The following is a 20,354-nucleotide window of genomic DNA, read 5'->3' as shown; positions in this document are numbered from 1 at the left end:
GCTAAAAGGCGCTTTGGATGGTGAAGGGAACCGCGGGGCTGATCGGCGGCGGGACCGGCTGGATCGGCTGTCCCTGATTAAAGTCGTTGTCGTTGCTGTCGAAGATGTTGCTGTCGGCCAGGATGGCCAATCCGGCCAGCCCCAGCAGACCGCTCAGGTCACCAAAGCCGCCGCCACCACCACCGCCGTAGCCGCCGCCATAGCTGCCACCGGGTCCGAATCCGCCGCCCGCGGGCGCCGCACCGCTACCGGCAACAGGCGTTCCGACGCCTTCGGCAGGAAAGACGCCATCGGCACCCAGCAAGTCATCACGTCGCTGGGCTTCGACCACGGAGGGGACCAATTCCGGGGGCACCATGACGACCGGCAGGACCGACGCGGGTTCGGCTGCTGCGTTGGCGGCGACAAATCCGGCGTCTTGCATGGAATCGACCGTGTTGTCGCTGGCGAAGGAATCGGTCGGCAACGCTTCGAAACTGAACGACGTGTATCCGGCCGGCCCGGCAGCAACGATGCCGTACACGCCGGGTGATAAACCGGCCAGCGCGAACTGACCGCGAGCATCGGAAACCACGCTTTGCAGACGCACGCCATTGCGGATCAAGAACACGTTATTTTCAGCCAGCAAACCGCGAGTGTTCGGACGATCCGAAGGAATGATGATCTGTCCCGGCAAACGGCCGTTTTCGGACAGTCGAACTTGGTATCCGTGGTCATCGGATTCGTCATAGTCGTAACGGATCGGGTCGACCGATTTCGGTTCCGTGTACGAAACGTATTGTTCGACCAAGCGATCGTTCACCGCGCGCCCATCAGGAATCACGGGGACGGTGACCGTATTGTCCGCGTTGCTGATCCCGTCCAGATTGCCGACTTGCTTGGCGTAGAACGGGATGGAGGCGATCGCCGTGGCGGTTTTGGCGACGACGGCGTACAGACCGCTAACGGGATTGGACAAAACAAAGTTTCCGTTGCCGTCCGGCGTCAGTTCTTGGGTGGAACCATTGGGGGTGACGACGGTCAACTGTGTCTCGCTTGGCGAACCGATGTCCGCGAGGTATTGGACATCCAGTTGAATCCGGGGCGCACGCGAGGTGAACGCAACCGTGTTGTCCTTAGGCAATCGCATCGGCTCGTCTTGCACGACCACGTTGGCGACCAGCGTCTTTTGACGCAAAGTTTCCTGTGCCGAAACCGTCAGGCCTCCACACATCACGGTCATTCCCAAGGCAACGACAACGGGGCCGAAGCCGAATCGATCCATCAGGCGGGTTCGTTTCGCGTGCGTCATACAAAATTGCTCAATGTCAAAAGCGAACGGATGCGGTGGGTGAACGCATCGACTTACCAAGATGTACTCGTTCGAATTCGATCTTGGCCAAACAAGCCGGTGCGTGGGATCCCCGTGGCGTGATCCGAGGAAGAACATCTGAAAAGGTCACGACGCGTTCAATCGCGGCGGATGCAGACGACCGGAACATGCAGAATGCTGCCGGGCGCCCATGCAACCGACGACCTTCCTGTGATTACCACAGTTCCAATGCGTGGCTGATGTTCTTTCGGTTTCAGATTAGACGACGTGCCCCCCGTCGCAACACCCGACCGACGGTGATTTAACTCAAATCACATCCTACGATCGCTGCAATCACACCAGGAAGCGCCACCAGTCCCCTTAAGCCGCCAACTAAGGCCAGGAACACCCCACAGAATATCAATCATGCCGCCCGGAAGTCGATCAAACGCGAACGTCAGCCGACACCCTTTTTTCCGGCGACAAGGGCGACAGTCTGCGATTTTCTCCGCGCGCCAGAGAGGTCAGTCCGTTTCCGGCAAATGCGCGACAGAAGCGGTGGCCGGTGCCCCCTGGGACGCGTCCGTATCCTGGGACGCGTCCGTATCCTGGGACGCGTCCGTATCCTGGGACGACACTGGCGGAATGGATACCGAATGCTGGCCCCCGTTCGATTGGCCCCCGTTCGATTGGGATCGGCTGCCGCCTGCGGTCGGCGTCGCCAGGGGGGCTTGGTCGGTTGGCGACATGCTTTGCAGTGTTGCGATACGTTCGTCGACCTGACGCAACAACGCCTGGACGATGGCGATCCGCGTATCCAGATCGCCTTTCAATTCCCGCTGCAAATCGAACATGGCGACCTGCCAGCGTTGAGTTTCGACCGGCGCGTCGCACAACGGGACCGCGGTGGCATGGTCGCCACGAATCTTGGCGGTGGCGTGGTCCATTTCACGTTGTTGGCGAACCGAACGTCGACGTGACCGAATCGTGCGGCGGGCCAAAACCCACCCCAGCATCACCATGCCGCCCAGAAACAACAGGCTGGATCGGTCCAATTCGGCCATCGATAGGATCGCGGGAAAGTTCATACCCAAACGTAGCATCGCTTTTGCAACCGGCTTTGGCACGTCAAACTGGATGCGACCAGAATTCGCCGGATTCTTCGCCACAACCGGAATCACCGGCGTATCCACGACTGCACGCTTTCCATCCCCGATTCGTTTCGTGCCCGACGTCTCCGCCACCGCCACATCGACGACCGCCCAAGTCCAGCTTTGGCATGCGCCTTCATCCGCCCAGCAGCCGGGCCGGATCGAAATTCAGTGCCAACGTTGGATGCCGGCCGCCGAGGTCCAGGCGGCTCAGCGATTTCGTCGTCCGACCACACGTCACCAACACATCATCGGGCGTGGGATGAGCCGCCGGTTGCTGGGCGGCGATGGAGTCGATCCACACGCGATTGAATTTCACTGGCTGCCGCACGGCAAACCGGAAGTTCGACGGCCCGACGAAGCCAAGCAAGCGTTCAACGTCGCCCACACCGACGGGTTGGTCCTATGCGGCATTGCCGACACGGACGACATCTTGCTGGGCGTGGATGTCGAACCGCTGGACCGCAAGACCGATGCCAAGCTGGCCGTGCGATATTTCTCCGCGCCGGAAGTCGAATATCTGTCGCGATGTGGTGACCCGATCCGGCGACAACAAACATTCCTGCGAATATGGACGCTAAAGGAATCGTTCATCAAAGCGATCGGCACGGGGCTGCACACGCCGCTGGGCCATTTTGCGTTTGAAAAGATCGACGACGACCAACCGGAATTGCGTGTCTTGCAACCAGGCCTGGATCAGGGACGCTACTGGACGTTCCGTTGCTTCAGCCCACGTCCCGGCTACATCGCGTCGGTCGCCATCGGCGCGTCAGCGGACACGCTCCGGTGCAATTACCTGTTGCAAAGACTGGAAACGCTTTGCATCGACACAGACAATCCCGACTTGGACTAAAGAATGGCCAACGGGTTTCGTTTCGGTTCCAACGTTCCTCGCGTGACGCCGACACGATTGGTCGCTTGCAAGGTTCGCCACACGTTGCCGCCATCGACACGACCGGCCAGCAAGTCCAGATACAGCCGAATCACTCGCCGCGTGTTTTCGGCGTCCTGGTCTAACAGTTCCACCCGATACCAACCGACGCCGCGGCGAATCAGATCCGCCACCGCTTCGGCACCGCTTTGCGGCGAAGCGTTGTACAACGTGTTTCGGCATGCGATGTCGGCTTGCAGGGGATGCAAAGCACCGACGCGGTCACGCAACTGAACGACATGTCGATCACAGGGCCGACCACAATTGGTTTTATTGGTTCCCGGCGACAACACGCTGCAAAACACACAATGCTCCATATGGAACAACGGCATGTGTTGATGCACGACCACTTCCAATCGGTCCGCCGGCACACTGTCGACCAAGTCCTTCAACTGATCACGATTCAGATCATACGACGCGGTCAATCGATCCACCCCCAACTCGCACAACCACTGGGCCGATCGATGGTTGGTGATGTTCAGCGAAAAATCGGCGACGCAAGGGACGCCGACTTTTCCCGCATGTTCGATCGCGGCCAAATTTCGCGCCAAAATCAAATCGGGTTGATACTTGCTGACGGCATTCAGTAGCGCATTTTCCCCCGGCTTGTGCATCCGCACCGTCGCCAAGCCCACGGTCACACCGTGACGCCGGCCCGCGGCGACTGCATCGCGATAGTCTTTCGGTTGGTGAAAATCGGCATAAATCAACGATGCGCCACCTTCGATGGCGGCGTGCAATTGGTCCAGCGTGCGGCACAGAACGGCCAACGCAGGTGCATCGGGTGTGGCATCCAGGGTGGTCAACAAGCTTGTGTCTGGCTGGTGCCATGGCTTCAGCAATTCAACACCCGCATCGGAATGGATCCGCCGCGTCGGCGGTGCTTTCAGGCGTTCACGCAATCGCCCCACCAGATCACGTCGCAGCGATTTCAGCACACTGACCGGCACCATCGGCTGGTCTTGAATTTCAACCTTCACGTTGCCCAGTTGAAACTCGGTGTCGCCAAGCCGCCCCAGTTTTTCGCGAATCATGGCCACATCGGCGGGCCGTTTATTGGCTTTTTCCAGTGGTTTTTCGGAGCGGACGATCTCACAAATCGCGGTCCCGATCCGTGCTTCCAACTGCAGTGGCTGGCCGCTTGCGGCGTGCACCGCAAGATCGACCGACAAACCGGCGTCGTCTTGTTTGCCCGTGTACGTTTGCCGCAGCCGCCGATTCAGTTGCGGATCGTCGTTCTTGAAGACCGGGTCATCCGCTTCAATCGCGCCGAAATCCATATCGCCGTGTCCGAATGCCAGCCAGACGACTTGCCCCGCACGGGCCGACCGAACCGACTGGCCAGCTTGTTCGATCGCATAGACACGGCTGCCCTGGAATTTGCCTTGATCCGACTTGGACTGAACGGATACCCCGTCACCAAGCGCAACGTTGCACCGGAGATTCAGTCGGATACGGTCACCGCGAACTTCGTCGACCACGCCAGCGGCCAAGCCTTGCTTTGCGGAATACAAACCGGGCACCAATCGTTTGTGATCATTGCCTTCCAGCCATCCGGGGGCGAACCCGCGAGAAAAGGACAGTTCCATTTCCTGTCGCGTCTGCTCGGACAACTCGGTCGATTCGCCCTGGACGGCTCGGTCGATCGCACGACGATAATGCCCCGTGATGTTGGCGACGTACTCCGCGGTTTTCAGACGCCCCTCGATCTTCAGCGACATCACGCCGGCGTCGATCATGTCGGGGATCGCGGCGTAACCGGCCAAATCTTGTGGGCTCAACAGATAGCGGACATCGCCAAGGTCACGATCTTCACCGTCGCAAACCAATTCATACGGCAACCGGCAAGCTTGGGCACAGTGTCCGCGATTCGCGCTGCGTCCGCCCAACGATTCGCTGGTCAGACATTGCCCGGAATAGGCGACGCATAGCGCACCGTGAATGAAGGCTTCCAGTGGCAAGTCGGTCGCGTCATGAATCTTGCGGATCTCGGCAATCGACAATTCGCGAGCCAACACGACGCGTTCGATTCCCAGGTCGGCCGCCACGCGAATCGTCTCCGCGCTGGTCAAACTCATCTGCGTCGACGCATGGATTGGCAAATCAGGACATACCGCATGAACCAACCGAGCGACGCCAAAATCTTGGACCAGCACGGCATCAACACCCGCGGCGGCGACCCGCTGGATCACCGGGACCAATTCCGGCATCTCGCTGGGAAACGCCAGCGTATTCATCGTCATGTAGCCACGGACGCCGTGCAAACGCAGGGTTCGCATCAATTCGTCCAAGTCATCCAGACCGAAATTCTTGGCCCGGTACCGAGCGTTGAATCCACAATCCAGCCCGAAATAGACCGCGTCGGCACCATTGCAAATCGCCGCACGAACGCAGTCCCAGTCGCCAGCGGGGGCAAGCAGTTCAGGCCGCGGACGTGACGGGTGTTCGGCACTTTTTTCACTTGGATTCATCCCGCCGATTGTGACCGCGGCGAGCGGATCCCGCTAGGCAAAACATCGCTTCGGATGTGTCCAGTGGATCGCGGTGTGGTGGCCCCGGTCGACCACCGATCCTGCGACAAGTGCGGTCGCGGGCGACGCAGACTGTGGAAAGCGGCGGGCTGGCGGGCGATACTGGCCGCCTCGGAAAAGAATCGACCAAAGATCGAAACTTACGCCCCTTCCTTCCCGCCCCACCTTTTCCACCCCACTCATGAAACATCCAACGACAAAGAATCACGCGATCGTTGCCTCGGCGATCCTGTGTCTCGTCACCTCTGTATTGGGTCCGCCCGCGGTGGCCCAGGATTCGAAGTCCGGCCAGCCGGCCACGCCGACGATGCTGACCCGCTGGGGAAAAAACGTCTCCGCCGAAAACGCCTGGACCGAATATCCTCGGCCACAGTTTCGTCGCGAGGACTCTTGGCAATGCCTGAACGGCCACTGGGATTACGCCGTGACCGGTCGAGACGGTGAATCATTCCCCGACCAAGCGGACGGCAAAATTTTGGTGCCATTTTGTATCGAGTCGACGCTCAGTGGTGTCGGCCGATTGCTACAGCCCAACGAGACGCTGTGGTACAAGCGGACATTCACACACCAGCCGATCGAAGGCAAACGGACGCATTTGCATTTCGAAGCGGTGGACTATCAGACAACGGTCTTCGTCAATGGCCAGGAAGTCGGCCAACATATCGGCAGCAGCGATCCGTTCCGCTTTGACGTCACCGATGCGGTCCACGAGGGCGACAACGAAATCGTGGTTCAGGTGATCGATGAAACCGCCCCACATCAAACCTTGGGCAAACAAACCAAAAATCCCAAAGGCATCTACTACACGCGGGTCTCAGGCATTTGGCAAACCGTGTGGTTGGAACAGGTCCCCGAGCGTCACATCGCCGGCGTGAAGATGAAACCGCGATTGCATGAAGACACCCTGCGTGTCCTGCCAACCTTGGCCGGCCCGAAAATCGACGGCGAACGAATGGTCATCCGCGTCCACGACAACGGCCGAACGATTGCAACGGCCGATTCATCGCTCAGCGTTTCTCTGCCCGGTGCCAAACGCTGGAGTCCCGATTCGCCACATCTATACGACATCACGCTGCAATTGACCGACGCCAGTGGCAACGTGATCGATCAAGTCGAATCGTATGCCGCCATGCGTGAATTCGGCATTCAGCGTGATGAAGACGGACATCTGCGTCTGACGCTCAACGGCGAACCGATCTTTCACTACGGACCGCTGGATCAGGGCTGGTGGCCGGACGGATTGCTGACACCGCCCAGCGATGAAGCGATGCGCTTTGACGTCGACTACTTAAAGCAGGCCGGATTCAACATGATCCGCAAACACATCAAGGTCGAACCGCGACGGTTTTACAGCCACTGTGACAAAGTCGGCATGCTGGTTTGGCAGGACATGCCCAGCACGGGCGGTCGTCCCGAATGGACGCGAATGAAACCCGGCCCCGACGCCACCCGTTGGCCGCCGGAAGAAACCTGGGATGAAGCACGCCGCAACCAATTTCGATCGGAACTGAAATCGATGGTGGAAAAACTGCGCAACAGCCCCAGCGTCGCGATGTGGGTCCCGTTCAACGAACGCTGGGGACAACACGACACGATCGGTGTCGGCCGATTCATGGAAAACTTGGACGTGCGTCGCCCGATCAACATCGCCAGCGGCGGCAACTTCTTCCCCGTCGGTGACGTCGCCGATCACCACAGTTACCCGCATCCGGACTTCCCGCTAGACGATGCCCGCTTTGCCGACTACGTCAAAGTCGTGGGCGAATTTGGCGGGCATGGCTTGGTGATCCAAGGCCACCAGTGGAACCCCAAAATGCGCAACTGGGGATACGGCGGATTGCCCAAGACGCCGCAAGAGTACAAGGAACGTTACCAAACGACGCTTGAACAGCTTGCCGAACTTCGAACGCAAGGCATCGCCGCGGGCGTTTACACCCAAACCACCGACGTCGAAGGCGAAGTCAATGGCCTGATGACGTACGACCGCGAAGTCCAAAAACTGTCGGCCGATGAACTGGCCCAGATGCACCGAGACGCGGGCTTCTAAATCACGATCCCGAAAAGCACGTTCCCAATCGATTTGCTGACCACACCGGGGGCGTGTCGTTCGTATCGCAATCGCACCGGGGGCTTTGGATCTGGCAACGCATTTGATCCAGAGCCTCTGCCTCCTGTTACAGCCGTCTCTTTTCCTTCACCCGCAACGAAATCTCATGATTCGAAATCGCATCGTTTGTTCGATCTTCACCGTGATGGCGTTGACCGTTATCGGCGGCACGGCTGCCGGCGCGGAAAAACCCAACATGATTTTCATTCTGGCCGACGACCTGGGTTACGGTGACCTGGGCTGCTACGGTCAAAAAGTCATCCAGACGCCTCGCTTGGACCAAATGGCTGCCGAGGGCATGCGGTTCACCCAGTTCTATGCGGGCAACACGGTTTGCGCCCCCAGTCGCAGTGTGCTGATGACCGGCCAACACATGGGGCACACATTTGTTCGCGGCAACGCCAACACGGACATGTCGATTCAAGCGCTGCGTGATGAAGACGTCACCGTGGCAGAAGTCTTGAAGACCGCCGGTTACACCAACGGTTTGGTGGGCAAATGGGGACTGGGCGAAGTTGACAACGAAGGTTTTCCGTTACAGCAAGGCTTTGATTCATTCTTCGGATACCTGAACCAAGTCCACGCTCATAACTATTACCCGGAATTCTTGTGGTCGGGCGATCAAAAGCTGAAGCTTCGTAACAAAGTCAAACGCAACGACAAATCATACGGCGGCTTCACCGGCGGCTACGCGACCAAACGCATCGATTACAGCCATGACTTGTTCGTCGAACAGGCCGCCGACTTTATCAATCAGCAACAAGCGACCGACGGTCCGTTCTTTTTGTACTTGGCTTTGACGATCCCGCATGCCAATAACGAGGCGACTCGGATGATGGGCAACGGCGCCGAAGTGCCCGACTTTGGGATCTATGCCGATCGCGATTGGTCCGATCAAGACAAGGGCCAGGCGGCGATGATCACTCGCATGGACGGTGACGTGGGACGGATCCTGGACCAATTACGCAAGCTGAAGATCGCCGAAAATACATTGGTGTTTTTCAGCAGCGACAACGGGCCCCACGACGAAGCCGGACACAACTTGGACCGCTTTGATCCCAATGGCCCGCTGCAAGGGATCAAGCGAGCGTTGTACGAAGGCGGCATCCGAGTCCCCGGAATCGCTTGGTGGCCGGGCACCGTTCCGGCGGGATCCACGACCGACCACATCGCGTACTTCGGCGACTGGATGGCGACCGCGGCAGAATTGGCCGGTGCGACTCCGCCCAGGGATCTGGACAGCATCAGTTTCGCGCCGACCCTGATGGGCCAACCCGACCGGCAAAAGCGGCACGAATTTCTGTACTGGGAGTTCTATGAACAGGGCAGCCGCCAAGCCGTCCGCTTTGACCAGTTCAAAGCCATTCGCCAACCGATGTTCACCGGCGAGGTCGAACTGTACGACGTGGACCAAGACATTTCGGAATCCAACAACATCGCCGCCGAACACCCGGAAATCGTGGCCAAGGCGACGAAGATGATAGACGATTCACATCAACCGAACCCGAACTGGGAAATTCGCGGACGCGCCCCCAAACGCTGATCCGCCCACAGGCGGTTTGGGATGGTGGACGCGACGGCCTTCCCCGGCCAACATCCACCGCCTAGGCGAACTCCTGACGCAGGTCGGCGGGCTGATCCGTTTCGGGTCGGTCCGTCGCCAGCTTCAACAACAGTGTTTCGGCCACCCGGTCCATCGCTGCGTCGTAGCGGCGACTGGTGACCAGCGAACATGCCGATCCATCGGCGAACCGGATCGTGTGCATCACCCAACCGTGGTGCAGCGTCGGTGCGGCCGATTCGGGAATGGGATGCACTGTTGGGGACGTCCACCAGCCAGCCTGTTTCAGTTGCCAGCCCTTTCCATCGGTATCTCGGCAAAGCGTCAGCCGGCTTTTGGCAGGAAACGGCCCGATGTCGTCTTGCGGAAAGACGATCAGCTCGGGCTTTCGGGGTGAACCAAATCCGGTCCAAAGCTTGGCCAAAATAGGATCCAAAACCATGGTTCGATAGAACGTCACCCGGCGGCTGATCCATCGCAGAATCAATGCGGCGACCACCAACACACCCAAGTTGATGACGGTGGCCACCGTGGGGCTGTAAGCGTAAACCGCCATCAAAGCGGCACAAATGGTTTTGTTACAGATTTCGAACACGGCGTCCAAAAACGGAACCGGCGTCAGCCATACCAAGAATTCGAAGAAGAACTTGACGCTGTTGATGATCAAGATGTTGATCACCATGGCGACGGCCAACAAAGTGTCCGCGGTGAAACTGATCACGCCAAACTGGATCATCGCGACTTGAGGTTCCGGATCAGGCGAATCAATCGCGGCGACGACTTTGATCACCAGCAAGATCACGATCACCGCATAGGTTTCCAGTCGATCCAACGCTTGGGCGATCGGCTTGCTGACTTTGGTCAGTCGTGGCAGGCTGGTCAAAACCGTCAGCCCGACGAAGATCCAAAACAGGGTCGGATTCTGTAGCGGACCACTGGCCCCAAGCAACGCGTTGTCGGTGATCCAATCGGGGCCATACAACGCCAATCCGGACAACAATGCGATCCCGAAAAACGGGGACAAGGCGACCGGCGCCAGGGGGCCCAGCCAATCCGCCAAGTGCAGCGATTCCGCCCAAGCGGTCGTCGCGGCGATGTCCGTGGTATCGAATTCACCTTCCAGCGTTTCGGTCAGTTTCTCCGACGACGTTTCATCAGTCTCCGTTTGCGAAAGTTCGACATTGTCGGTCGTCGCCGCATCGACACCGGACGTCTTTGCCGACTGCGCCGCTCCGGTGCAAGCCGCTGACAACCAAAACGAAACCGTGGCCACGATGACCACCATGGAAAATCGCACGGGATTCATAGACAAACTCGATCGAAAAGAAAAAGGGCCGGTCGGACCGGAACGCCGCAGCGCATCGATCAATCATTGATCGGATTGTCCGGCACGTCCGGACGCCCATTGTTGCAGACCACGCAAACGGGCCCGCCCCCGCAGAAAATATTCTTCGCCCAGCGAAGCGAAATGTTGGTCGCGAAGTTGCGAAAACGTCGCTTCCGCGTCTTCGGATACCTGAATCCAACCCGATCGCTGCAAAGACCGCAGGATCGCCTGGGCGATGCGTTGGTGCCCGGCGATCGATGGATGAATATGGTCCACAAACCAATCCGGGTCTTCCACCGAATCGTTGTCTTCATCCAACAGTTTGGCAACATCCACCGAAGCATCGGCCTGGGCCGTGATCGATCGCACACTGGTGACGATGGGACTGGTCGCACGCAGCGGACAGACGTCGTGGTCGCGGGCAACGGTAAAAAGAGTACGCGTGGTTTGATCACGAATCCCGCCATCCCAACGTTGGCGGCCCAAGTAGTAGTTGGCTCCCGCGTGAAGCGGATCGGTTTGAAGAATTTGTTTGCAAACCGATGATTTTTTCGATGCGTCCTTCTCGGACACGACGACTTGCCACTGGCGATCGATCCATCGCTGTTTCGGATCTGACAAACGGGGGTCCGCTGTCGTTTTGAACGGCGGCGTACGAACACGATCCGACGCGGGAACACAGACCAGGATTGGGACGCCCGCATGACGACACCGATCAACCATGGACCGAATCGTTGCGTCAAAGTCGGCTTCGACACTGTGACGCCACGACGGGTCACGACGGTATGCATCCAAACCGCCGACATGATCCAGTCGGGCATTGACCTCCGGTGCAAGCGTCGGTGACTGCGGTTCGGCGTCGCGGCCCAGTCGTTTTTTGACGAAACGCACCGTCGCCGATGCGGTGGCCACGTCATCCACCCAGCGTTGCCAGCGGCTTCGATGACGCGAGACCGCGTACGTGCGGTCTTCCAAGAACTCGTTGTGACCGGTGTACAGCACGATCAAATCCGGCTGGTGCTGTAGGACTTCCTCCAGCAATCGCGACACGCGATAACTGGCATAGGAGACCCCGCCGACGTTCACGACTTCCGGCGGATGATCCGGGTCGGCGGCTTGCATCCACAGCGAAAGCCAGGTGGAAAACGCGGTTTCGTGCGCGTAGGGACGGCCTTGAACGGTGGACCCGCCCAACACAAAGACGCGTCGGGTCCCGGCGACCTTTTCGGTGGCAAAGGATGCGGGCTGAAAGTAGTTTCCACGCTGTGGATCGACGACAAAGCGGTCGCCGGATTCATTGGGAATGAACAACGCCGGTTGCCGCGAGACATCGACCAGTGGGTCGTCCCAAGTGACCGACGGACCATCGACAATTCGCAGCACGATCTCCGCGGCAACCAGTGGTAACAGACCGATCAAAATCGCCAGTGACCGGAACCACCAAACCTTTCGACGGGACATCTTCCGCTTCGTCGACATCGGCGTGGCTTTAGCGATGACTGCCGCGCCGCGCGACGACACGGTGGAAACGCAATTGCACCTCGCGATCGACCACCCGCCGGACACCTTCGACCAGACAGGCCGGTTCGTTTTCGCGTTCCCCGCGTGAAATGACCGAATCCAGTGGGGTTCCCGGCGCGACCGAGAAGGTCCGCTGATTGACTGTTTGGTTGCCCGCGTCCAATTCGGGAATGATGAAGTGACAAGTCGCCCCGAAGGTCAGCATGCGAGCGTTGTAGGCGTCGTGGTAGGGCCGAAAACCGGGAAAGCCAGGCAGTAGTCCATGATGGAGATTCAAAATTCGTCCACCGGCAAACTGCCAACACGTCGCCGCGGGCAGAATCCGCATGTATCGAGCCAGCACGACATAGTCGACGTCGTAGCGGTCCATCACGTGAACCATTTCGCGATCGTCGGCCGACCCCGCCTTGTCACCGATCATTTCGAACGGGATGCCGAATTGGTCGGCCAGCGGAGCCAGTTTTTTGCGATTGCTGATCAGAACCGTCACGTCCGCGTTGATTTCACCGCTGCGTGCTGCTTCCAGAACGGCCCGCGGGGTGTGTTCGACAAAGGTACCGCACAGGGCGATCCGCGGTTTGGCGATGTTTCGATCGGGGCTCCAGACTCGAATCGACAACTTGGTGTGATCACCGATTTGACGCATCGCGTCGATCATCGGCTCGTATTCGGCCGATTCCAGATCGATCCGACACAGCATCGCGAACAACTGTTCTTCGTCATGGTCATACATCTGAATCTCATTGATTCGGGCGCCCCGACCGGTCACATGGTGAATGATCGGGTCAGCCAGGCCGGTGCTGTCCGGGCCCAGAGCGGTGATGACGACTTCCATGGTGGGATGACTTTGATAGTGTGTGGCGTGCTGATAACCGTCGATTCCTGACGAATCGGCAGATTTTAGGTCACGACGGGATTTTTTTCACCGCGGGTTCCTTTTCCCCGCCGGCCCGAATCGCGACACCATGATCGGGTCCGGCCGCAGCCGCGGGGACCGCCGGAGGTCTTTTGCCTTGCCGAAATCAAAGAAATCCAAATCGAACCGGACACCGAAATCGGGGGCCTCGCCGGAATCGAAATCCGTCAAGGCTTCGACGCTGGCACCACGTCCGCCCAAAAAACGGCGGCGTGAAGACTATCCGGCCGACGCCAATTTGTGTGAACACTGCACCGCCAAGTGCTGTCACTACTTTGCGTTGCCGATCGAAGAACCCGCATCACGACGCGACTTTGATTTCATGCGGTGGTACCTGCTGCATGATCGCGCGTCGGTATTCGTCGATTCGGATACCTGGTACCTGTTGGTCCACACGACTTGCAAACACCTGCAAGACGACCATCGGTGCGGAATCTACGAAACACGGCCACAGATTTGTCGCGACTACACCACCGCCGAATGCGAATTCGAAGACGACTGGTGCTACGAAAAGTACTTCGAATCGCCCGAGCAAATTGACGAATACGCCGACGCGATGTTCGGGCCACAGTTTCCCGATCCGACGCTGGCCGATCATCATGCCCTGCGAAGCCGCCGCCCGACGGGCCTGCCGATCGCCGTGGCCCATTGAGATACCGATCGATCGATTGCCAGACGACCGCCCTTTCCCCCAAAACAATTGAATCCCACACCCATCAATGATCCAGCCACGCACCCTGAAAGGTTTCCGCGATTACTTGCCCGCGGTGATGATTCCCCGCGAGCGTCTGATGGAAACCGCTCGCGGCGTTTTTCGTTCTTTCGGATTCGCGCCGATCGACACGCCAACGCTGGAATACTTGGAAATCTTGACCGGCAAGGGCAGCGACGAAACCGATCGACAAATCTATCGCTTCCAAGACAACGGCAAACGCGATGTCGGAATGCGTTTTGATCTGACCGTTCCCCTGGCGCGGTTCGCAGCCCAGCACATTGGAACCCTGGGGACGCCGTTCAAGCGTTATCACATCGCGCCGGTGTGGCGTGGCGAAAACCCGCAAGCGGGTCGCTATCGTGAATTCGTCCAGTGTGATTTCGACACCATCGGAACCGAAAGCGTTCTGGCCGATATCGAAGCGGTCGCAGTCATCGATTCTCTGATGCAAGCGGTGGGTTTTGACGCCTTCACGATCAGCATCAACAATCGCCAAATCCTGACCGGACTGTTGAATCATCTGGGGCTTAGCGACCAAAGCGTCGTGATCCTGCGAGCGTTGGACAAACTGGCCAAGATCGGCCGAGACAAAGTTGCCGACGAAATGATGAAGGTCGCGTCGATCGACGCATCCAAGGCTGATGCGGTGCTGCGTTTGGCCGACTGTCAGGCCGACGGTGACAACGAAGCCGTCTTGGACGCCTTGCCCGAGATCACCGGCGGGGATGAAACGGCGGCGGCGGGCATCGAACGTTTGCGTGAAATCTTTCGCGGTGCGGTCGCCTCAGGTGTTTCCCCCCGGCGTATCCACATCGATGTCTCCATCGCTCGCGGCTTGGACTATTACACCGGCGTGATCTTTGAAACGACGCTGAACGATTTGCCGGGAATCGGCAGCGTTTGCAGCGGCGGTCGCTACGACAACCTGGCCGGACTGTTCACCAAACAACACCTTCCCGGTATCGGTGCGTCGCTGGGCTTGGATCGTCTGTTGGCAGCGATGGAGCAGTTGAACCTGTTGCCCGATGCCAAGAAAGCCGCGCCGGTGATGGTGGCTTATTTCGATCGCAACCGTCGTGACGACTACCTGCAATTGGCCAACCAGCTGCGTCGTGCCGGGATCGGAGTGGAAGTCTATCACGAACCGAAAAAGCTGGGCGCGCAACTGAAATACGCCGATGCCCAGGGCTTCATGGCCGCAATCATCGCCGGCGAAAACGAATGGCAGGACGGTCGCGTCCAGTTGAAAGACCTGCGAAACAAGTCCGCGGTCGATGTGGATTATCGGCACGACGCCGCCGAACCATTGGTCGCGGCGATCGGTGCATTGATTCAAGGCACGTCGTCATGTCCCAGTGCTTGATCAGCCTGGGCAGCAATCTGGGCCAACGCAGCGAATTACTGCATCGCGCCGCCGAACGCGTTGCCAAGTCATCGGCGGTGTCGAATTTTCGTGCCAGCCGCCTGTATGAAACGCCGCCGATCGGCGGCCCGGGTGGCCAGGAACCGTTCCTGAACGCCGCAGCGGCATTTGATACCGAATCGTCGGCGCACGAAATTTTGTCGCTGTTGCAAGACGTCGAACAGTGGCTGGGCCGTCAACGACTGCGGCGATGGGACGCCCGATCGATCGATTTGGACGTCGTGCTGTACGGCGATTTGGTGGGCGGTGACAGTCATCTGGTGGTGCCCCATCCACGATACCCCGCGCGAACGTTCGTGCTGCATCCCGCCTGCGACGTGGCGGATCACTATCGCGATCCGCGATTCGGATGGACGATCGGTGAACTTTCACGGCACGTTGCCAAGGCACAGCCGTCGCTATGCCTGGTCGGCGGCGATGCGGACTTGCGAAGATTGATTTGCCGGCGTCTGACCCAAGACCACGGGGTGATCACATTCCAATCGACCGACCGTGTGATGACAGCCGGAACGATCGCCAACGCGCCGCTTCCGCCCAGCCAGATTCGTTTCGCGGAACCTCCGGTGCAAGAGCCTGTATCGACCGACGACGCTGCCATGCCCGCGGGGCCTTGGGTTAGCGATTCGTTGCCTTCGCTGGACATCACCGACCGCACCCACTGGGACGATCCCCGCATGCCACGATTGATCGCCCGAATCCAACACGTCACCGAAGATTCGTCTTGGCCGGCGCCGCACAAAATTTGGCCCAAGGGATGGCGATACCCGGAATACCGCTTGGAAGTCACCGACGTCGAATGGGCCATCGGGGAAGTCGCCTCGGCGTTGGATTCCATGCGTTGCCCGTGTCGGGCGGTGACGGACGACGGATCTTGGTGGCGATAACCGTCGTTGCGTCTGTGACGGATGTGACATCCGGTCGGCTTGTGACACCGCCACTCTCGGCGAATCGGTGAATCTTTTTGGTGACGCTGGGGGTCGCCCCGTTCTGGTTCCGATACCCACCACTGAACGTGGTTCGATGAAGCCACGCGCCGGACAAAATGGAGATTGTCCTTCGAACACTTTGCACGGATGCTTCCGCATGTCACTTGCAGGAGGCATACCCGATGAGAACGTCACTGACGACTCGGGGCCCTGTCCTATCGATCGCCACGGCCGGCATCTTGTTGGCCGGCATGACCGGTTGCAAATCCGGCTGTTTGCTTACGTCGTTCTATTCGCGTCCGGTCGTCGTTTCCGAAGGAACCTGCAACTGCGAAGTGCATCGCGGCGGGGTTCCCAGCGTGACGCCAAACGTCCCGCACGAATCTTTGATGGGTGGACAGGGGCTGTCGCAGCCCATGCCTGAAATTTCCACCGGCGAAATCCCCCCGATGTCGGCCCCACCATTGCAGCCGATCCCCGAAACAGTCGACGGACTCAGCTGGCCCGCACAGCCGCCGGTCGACGTGACACCGATCCCCGAAGAATTGGATCTGCCGCCGGGCGAACCTGTCGAACTATAGCCATCGCCAAGCCCGGCTTTGCCCAAATCATCAACGACCGTGTCTGAGATTATCGGACACGGTCGTTTTTTCGTTGGGTGACAAAACAACGACGGTTGGCCAAAACGGCCGACTCGTTTCTCTCGACCAGTACCGGCACAACGCGGGTGATTCAGGTCGCTAGAATTCCAGCCATGCACCCATCGAACGCGCCCGACGCCAATCCTTACACGCCGACCGCCGAGATCCCGGAACAGGCGATCGGCGGTCCGATTGATTTGCCGCCGGACGTCCGCGGGACTTTCGTTCACCAAGTGCCGATCCTGGGCATCTTGATGGTGGTCCAGGGCGGACTGGACGTCCTGATGTCAGCGGCGGTGGGGATTTATGCCTTCATCCTGCCCGAAGCCATCAGCCAGGCTCGCCCCGGCGGTGGCGGCAATCCGCCGCTTCCACCGGAAGCCACCTGGGTCGCCACCGCTTTGATCGCGATGGTCAGCTTTTTCGTCTTGGCGATCGGCATCGCGAACATCTTCGCGGGCATATGGACCGTTCAATTTCGCCACCGTGGTCGCGCCCTGCTGGCGGTCAGCTTCGGCCTATTGTCGGGGCTGACGTGTTACTGTTTGCCGACCAGTCTGTTGCTGTTCATCTATGCCATGGTTGTCTTGAACAATCGTGGCGTCGTCCTGGCATTCGACTTGCGCCGCCGTGGCCACCATCCCCAGGCGATCCAACAGGCGTTCAGTCGCGGTGCAACACCGACCGGCCGAGTCCCGCCCAACGCACCGGCCACCCCGGGCGACTGACCCTTCTTTTCCTTCCTTTCACAATGCGGAGCCGACGTGATGCCAAGCCCAGAACCGTCCGACCGTGGCGAAGGCGTTCCCGACGACGTCTTCACCGCCAACGTTGCCGGGGATCCGATCGGCAATGTCGGTGCCGCACCGCCACAGGCGTACACCGGCCCGCCGATTCGGCCGTTGGGTCTGACCATCATCATGGTGCTGTGCTTGCTGTTCGGCGTGTTCGGAACTCTGCAGGGCATACTGGGAATCGGCGGCCTGTTCCTGGGTGACCTGTTCGCCGAAATGGCGGCAAGTTCCGGGGACACCGCACAGGCCCGGATGCAAATGGAACTGCAAGAAACCAATCGTCGGTTCATGATCCCCAACGTGTTGCTGCTGTTGGGTGGAATCACGATTGCCTTCAGCTTGGTCGCCGGCGGCGCGGGCATCGCAATGCGTCGGCTTTGGTCGGTCGGATGCCTGCGCAAAGCATTCCTGGCAGCCGCGGTTCTGGAGGTGATTCGCGTGATCCTGGCCGGATTTCAACAAGCGACCAATATGCCGATCATGGAACGGTATTTTCGCGAATCATCCCAACAGATGCCCGGATTCGCCAATCTGACGACCACGTTCATGTGGGCCGGGCTGGTTTTTTGGTTGGTGTGGGCGACCGTCAAAATCGGGTTGATGCTGTGGGGGCGGCATTACCTGGGATCGCCTCAGGTGGCCGGTTATTTCGGCGCACCATCGACCGACGGGCACCAAGAATCTTCTTTTTGACGAATTTCGTTTTTCAGTTTCGCAGTCACAGGGATCCGCTATTTCGCGGGTTTCCGGCGACAACACCGACGTGAAACGCGTGATTTTGGATCAGCAGATCCGTCTTTCAACTTTTCACGTGCTTCTCCTAGACTGCGGCTCAAGTCACCGGCGGGATCAGCCGACAAGACGTCGGTCCGGCTCGCGTTGGCAGGACAACACAACCTCCAGGACGGAGAAACGTTGGGCATGGATGCCGTTTTTCGCTCACGCCGCACCGGCGGATCGGTTTGCCTCGCACTCGGTTGGATGATTTGGCTGTTGATGCCGACATCGTTCGCCACCGCTGCCAAGGCACGCACGATCAACTTCATGGTCGACGCACCGACGCCGCAATTGGCGCAACAAGTCGCCCGTTCGGCCGAAAAGTACCGCCAAGACTTGGCGATGCACTGGCTGGGTCGCGTGTTGCCGGACTGGCCATCGCCGTGCCCGATCAACGTCGTCGCGGGAAACTATCCGGCTCAAGGCGTGACCACCTACAACCCGCAACCGGTTCGTGATTTCCGGATGGAAGTCGTCGGCACCCCTCAGCGGATCCTGGACAGCGTGCTGCCGCACGAGATCACGCACACGGTCTTGGCGACCCATTTCGGGCGACCGCTGCCGCGTTGGGCCGACGAAGGCATCTGTACGACGGTGGAACATCCCGACGAAAAACGCAAGCACGAAATCAAACTGCGCGAGTTCCTGCACACTCGGCGCGGCATCAAGATGAACGAGCTGTTCTTGATGAAGGAATACCCCAGCGACATCCTGCCGATGTACGCCCAAGGCTATTCCGTTTGCCGTTTCTTGATCGCCCAGAAAGACGCCAGAACGTTCATCCGCTTTTTGGATGATTACATGAAACAGCCGTCGTGGACCCAGAACGTCCGCAAACACTACGGGTACGAATCGCTCCGCGAATTACAAGAAAACTGGTTGGCCTGGGTCGCCGACGGCAGCGGTGACGTCGACGCGTATGTGAAGTCCGACGCCGCCACATCGCCGGTCACGCTGGCCGCCGCGACGAACACCACACGCCGCAATGATCCGCCGTCGGTCCGTTTGGCCGGCGCGACCGAACCCGCCCCCAGCGGTGACGGCGGGACGGCCGGACGCGGCTGGTACTTGCGAAATCGCGACAACCCCGCCGCCACGGCATCTGCGTCCTCGGCATCTGCATCCGCCAATCCGGCATCGCCGCAAACCGCCGCGGCCGAACCTGGTCGATCGTCCGGACACGCCAGTACCCCCATCCAAACGCCGCCGTCGGGCACGGCCCTGTCGGCGATCGCACCGCCGCCATCGGTTCGCGGCGACCAGTTCTATTCGACCGCCCACCCGCAAGCCGAACAGCGAATCGCCCGCGGCGATTTCCCGGCGCCCGCTCAGGGCCAGGCTCGAGCACTTCGGGCCGGCGATATGGACCAGGATGCTTGGCGCGGGACCGCGTCGGAAGCCGTTCAGTATGACGCCGCCGCGGCCCGCTACCTTCGCTAGGTCGATGCTTTCCTGGCCAAGACGGTCGTCACCCTGGCGGCCGGGATCCGGCCTTCTCGCGGAAGCAGCGGCGGGTTTCATTGGCGTTTATGGCCGCCGAAGCCTACCGCCGCAGAGGCGAATTTGCTAACTTGCCCGATCACCTCCCACATTCATTCCCCACGACGACCGCCCCGCGAGGGCACGTTTTCATGGCAAAACCGCAACACAAGCTGAAAAAAGCCAATCACGGCCGACGTCCCGCTAGCGCCAAAGCCCGCAAGGCAAAGCGTAAGAAGATCAAGACCTGATCGCGTTCGACT

At 59.4% G+C, this 20,354-nt stretch carries 17 protein-coding genes; 11 read left to right on the top strand and 6 right to left on the bottom strand.

Annotated elements, in window-relative coordinates; translation table 11 throughout:
• Position 1: 1 nt before the first annotated feature.
• Positions 2-1,264 carry a hypothetical protein gene (locus Mal65_RS04040; RefSeq protein ID WP_145293876.1) on the bottom strand — a complete coding sequence of 421 codons (1,263 nt, stop codon included), beginning with the start codon at positions 1,262-1,264 and terminating at the stop codon, positions 2-4.
• Positions 1,265-1,815: 551 nt separating this feature from the next.
• Positions 1,816-2,394, bottom strand: coding sequence for a hypothetical protein (locus Mal65_RS26925; RefSeq protein ID WP_196784551.1), 579 nt, complete (start codon positions 2,392-2,394; stop codon positions 1,816-1,818).
• Between the two features lie 121 nt (positions 2,395-2,515).
• Between Mal65_RS26925 and Mal65_RS04030 the strand changes: the two genes are divergently transcribed.
• Positions 2,516-3,295 (top strand): 4'-phosphopantetheinyl transferase family protein, encoded by a 780-nt coding sequence (locus tag Mal65_RS04030; protein WP_165701048.1) that lies wholly within the window; start codon positions 2,516-2,518, stop codon positions 3,293-3,295.
• Here Mal65_RS04030 and Mal65_RS04025 read toward each other — a convergent pair.
• Positions 3,292-5,844 (bottom strand): U32 family peptidase, encoded by a 2,553-nt coding sequence (locus Mal65_RS04025; protein WP_145293872.1) that lies wholly within the window; start codon positions 5,842-5,844, stop codon positions 3,292-3,294. The two genes, Mal65_RS04030 and Mal65_RS04025, sit on opposite strands and share 4 nt — an antisense overlap.
• 241 nt (positions 5,845-6,085) lie before the next feature.
• Between Mal65_RS04025 and Mal65_RS04020 the strand changes: the two genes are divergently transcribed.
• Both Mal65_RS04020 and Mal65_RS04015 read left to right on the top strand, forming a co-directional pair.
• Positions 6,086-7,951, top strand: coding sequence for a glycoside hydrolase family 2 protein (locus Mal65_RS04020; RefSeq protein ID WP_145293869.1), 1,866 nt, complete (start codon positions 6,086-6,088; stop codon positions 7,949-7,951).
• Positions 7,952-8,117: 166 nt separating this feature from the next.
• Complete coding sequence (locus Mal65_RS04015; RefSeq protein WP_145293867.1) at positions 8,118-9,554, top strand: arylsulfatase; 1,437 nt, start codon at positions 8,118-8,120, stop codon at positions 9,552-9,554.
• 61 nt (positions 9,555-9,615) lie between these two features.
• On the opposite strand, the gene Mal65_RS04010 is transcribed toward Mal65_RS04015, so the two are convergent.
• The 3 genes from Mal65_RS04010 to Mal65_RS04000 form a co-directional block, all read right to left on the bottom strand.
• Complete coding sequence (locus tag Mal65_RS04010) at positions 9,616-10,878, bottom strand: hypothetical protein (protein ID WP_145293865.1); 1,263 nt, start codon at positions 10,876-10,878, stop codon at positions 9,616-9,618.
• 63 nt (positions 10,879-10,941) lie between these two features.
• Positions 10,942-12,360: an SGNH/GDSL hydrolase family protein gene (locus Mal65_RS04005; RefSeq protein ID WP_145293863.1), complete on the bottom strand. Its 1,419-nt coding sequence runs from the start codon at positions 12,358-12,360 to the stop codon at positions 10,942-10,944.
• A 28-nt stretch (positions 12,361-12,388) separates the two neighbouring features.
• Entirely contained in the window at positions 12,389-13,255 is an 867-nt protein-coding gene (locus Mal65_RS04000) for a formyltransferase family protein (protein ID WP_145293861.1), read from the bottom strand.
• Between the two features lie 262 nt (positions 13,256-13,517).
• Between Mal65_RS04000 and Mal65_RS03995 the strand changes: the two genes are divergently transcribed.
• The 8 genes from Mal65_RS03995 to Mal65_RS27435 all read left to right on the top strand — a co-directional run bounded on the left by Mal65_RS03995 (position 13,518) and on the right by Mal65_RS27435 (position 20,342).
• Positions 13,518-13,988 (top strand): YkgJ family cysteine cluster protein, encoded by a 471-nt coding sequence (locus tag Mal65_RS03995; protein WP_390621889.1) that lies wholly within the window; start codon positions 13,518-13,520, stop codon positions 13,986-13,988.
• A 67-nt stretch (positions 13,989-14,055) separates the two neighbouring features.
• Positions 14,056-15,414, top strand: a complete 1,359-nt coding sequence (gene hisS, locus Mal65_RS03990; RefSeq protein ID WP_145293857.1) for a histidine--tRNA ligase — start codon at positions 14,056-14,058, stop codon at positions 15,412-15,414.
• Entirely contained in the window at positions 15,399-16,358 is a 960-nt protein-coding gene (gene folK, locus Mal65_RS03985; RefSeq protein ID WP_145293855.1) for a 2-amino-4-hydroxy-6-hydroxymethyldihydropteridine diphosphokinase, read from the top strand. The genes hisS and folK overlap by 16 nt, the downstream gene beginning before the upstream one ends.
• A gap of 224 nt (positions 16,359-16,582) precedes the next feature.
• Positions 16,583-16,981: a hypothetical protein gene (locus tag Mal65_RS03980; protein WP_145293853.1), complete on the top strand. Its 399-nt coding sequence runs from the start codon at positions 16,583-16,585 to the stop codon at positions 16,979-16,981.
• Between the two features lie 173 nt (positions 16,982-17,154).
• On the top strand, positions 17,155-17,769 hold the full coding sequence (locus tag Mal65_RS03975) for a hypothetical protein (RefSeq protein ID WP_145293851.1): 615 nt from the start codon (positions 17,155-17,157) through the stop codon (positions 17,767-17,769).
• 39 nt (positions 17,770-17,808) lie between these two features.
• Positions 17,809-18,528: a hypothetical protein gene (locus tag Mal65_RS03970; RefSeq protein WP_145293849.1), complete on the top strand. Its 720-nt coding sequence runs from the start codon at positions 17,809-17,811 to the stop codon at positions 18,526-18,528.
• 228 nt (positions 18,529-18,756) lie between these two features.
• Positions 18,757-20,052 carry a hypothetical protein gene (locus Mal65_RS26920; protein ID WP_196784550.1) on the top strand — a complete coding sequence of 432 codons (1,296 nt, stop codon included), beginning with the start codon at positions 18,757-18,759 and terminating at the stop codon, positions 20,050-20,052.
• A gap of 191 nt (positions 20,053-20,243) precedes the next feature.
• Positions 20,244-20,342: a 50S ribosomal protein bL37 gene (locus tag Mal65_RS27435; protein WP_390621835.1), complete on the top strand. Its 99-nt coding sequence runs from the start codon at positions 20,244-20,246 to the stop codon at positions 20,340-20,342.
• Positions 20,343-20,354: the final 12 nt, after the last annotated feature.

Origin of the sequence: Crateriforma conspicua (assembly GCF_007752935.1) — a bacterium.
GTDB classification, from domain to species: Bacteria; Planctomycetota; Planctomycetia; order Pirellulales; family Pirellulaceae; genus Crateriforma; species Crateriforma conspicua.
Note: the sequence above shows the minus strand (reverse complement) of the source record. Positions and strands in the feature narration are given on the sequence as shown.

Excerpts from the sequence above, each read along its gene's own strand:
- Mal65_RS04020 (WP_145293869.1), top strand. The coding sequence starts at position 6,086 with ATGAAACATCCAACGACAAAGAATCACGCGATCGTTGCCTCGGCGATC.
- folK (WP_145293855.1), top strand. The coding sequence starts at position 15,399 with ATGTCCCAGTGCTTGATCAGCCTGGGCAGCAATCTGGGCCAACGCAGC.
- Mal65_RS03980 (WP_145293853.1), top strand. The coding sequence starts at position 16,583 with ATGAGAACGTCACTGACGACTCGGGGCCCTGTCCTATCGATCGCCACG.
- Mal65_RS26920 (WP_196784550.1), top strand. The coding sequence starts at position 18,757 with ATGGATGCCGTTTTTCGCTCACGCCGCACCGGCGGATCGGTTTGCCTC.
- Mal65_RS27435 (WP_390621835.1), top strand. The coding sequence starts at position 20,244 with ATGGCAAAACCGCAACACAAGCTGAAAAAAGCCAATCACGGCCGACGT.
- Mal65_RS03975 (WP_145293851.1), top strand. The coding sequence starts at position 17,155 with ATGCACCCATCGAACGCGCCCGACGCCAATCCTTACACGCCGACCGCC.
- Mal65_RS03970 (WP_145293849.1), top strand. The coding sequence starts at position 17,809 with ATGCCAAGCCCAGAACCGTCCGACCGTGGCGAAGGCGTTCCCGACGAC.
- Mal65_RS04005 (WP_145293863.1), bottom strand. The coding sequence starts at position 12,360 with ATGTCCCGTCGAAAGGTTTGGTGGTTCCGGTCACTGGCGATTTTGATC.
- Mal65_RS04000 (WP_145293861.1), bottom strand. The coding sequence starts at position 13,255 with ATGGAAGTCGTCATCACCGCTCTGGGCCCGGACAGCACCGGCCTGGCT.
- Mal65_RS26925 (WP_196784551.1), bottom strand. The coding sequence starts at position 2,394 with ATGCTACGTTTGGGTATGAACTTTCCCGCGATCCTATCGATGGCCGAA.
- Mal65_RS04015 (WP_145293867.1), top strand. The coding sequence starts at position 8,118 with ATGATTCGAAATCGCATCGTTTGTTCGATCTTCACCGTGATGGCGTTG.
- Mal65_RS04010 (WP_145293865.1), bottom strand. The coding sequence starts at position 10,878 with ATGAATCCCGTGCGATTTTCCATGGTGGTCATCGTGGCCACGGTTTCG.
- Mal65_RS04025 (WP_145293872.1), bottom strand. The coding sequence starts at position 5,844 with ATGAATCCAAGTGAAAAAAGTGCCGAACACCCGTCACGTCCGCGGCCT.
- Mal65_RS04040 (WP_145293876.1), bottom strand. The coding sequence starts at position 1,264 with ATGGATCGATTCGGCTTCGGCCCCGTTGTCGTTGCCTTGGGAATGACC.
- hisS (WP_145293857.1), top strand. The coding sequence starts at position 14,056 with ATGATCCAGCCACGCACCCTGAAAGGTTTCCGCGATTACTTGCCCGCG.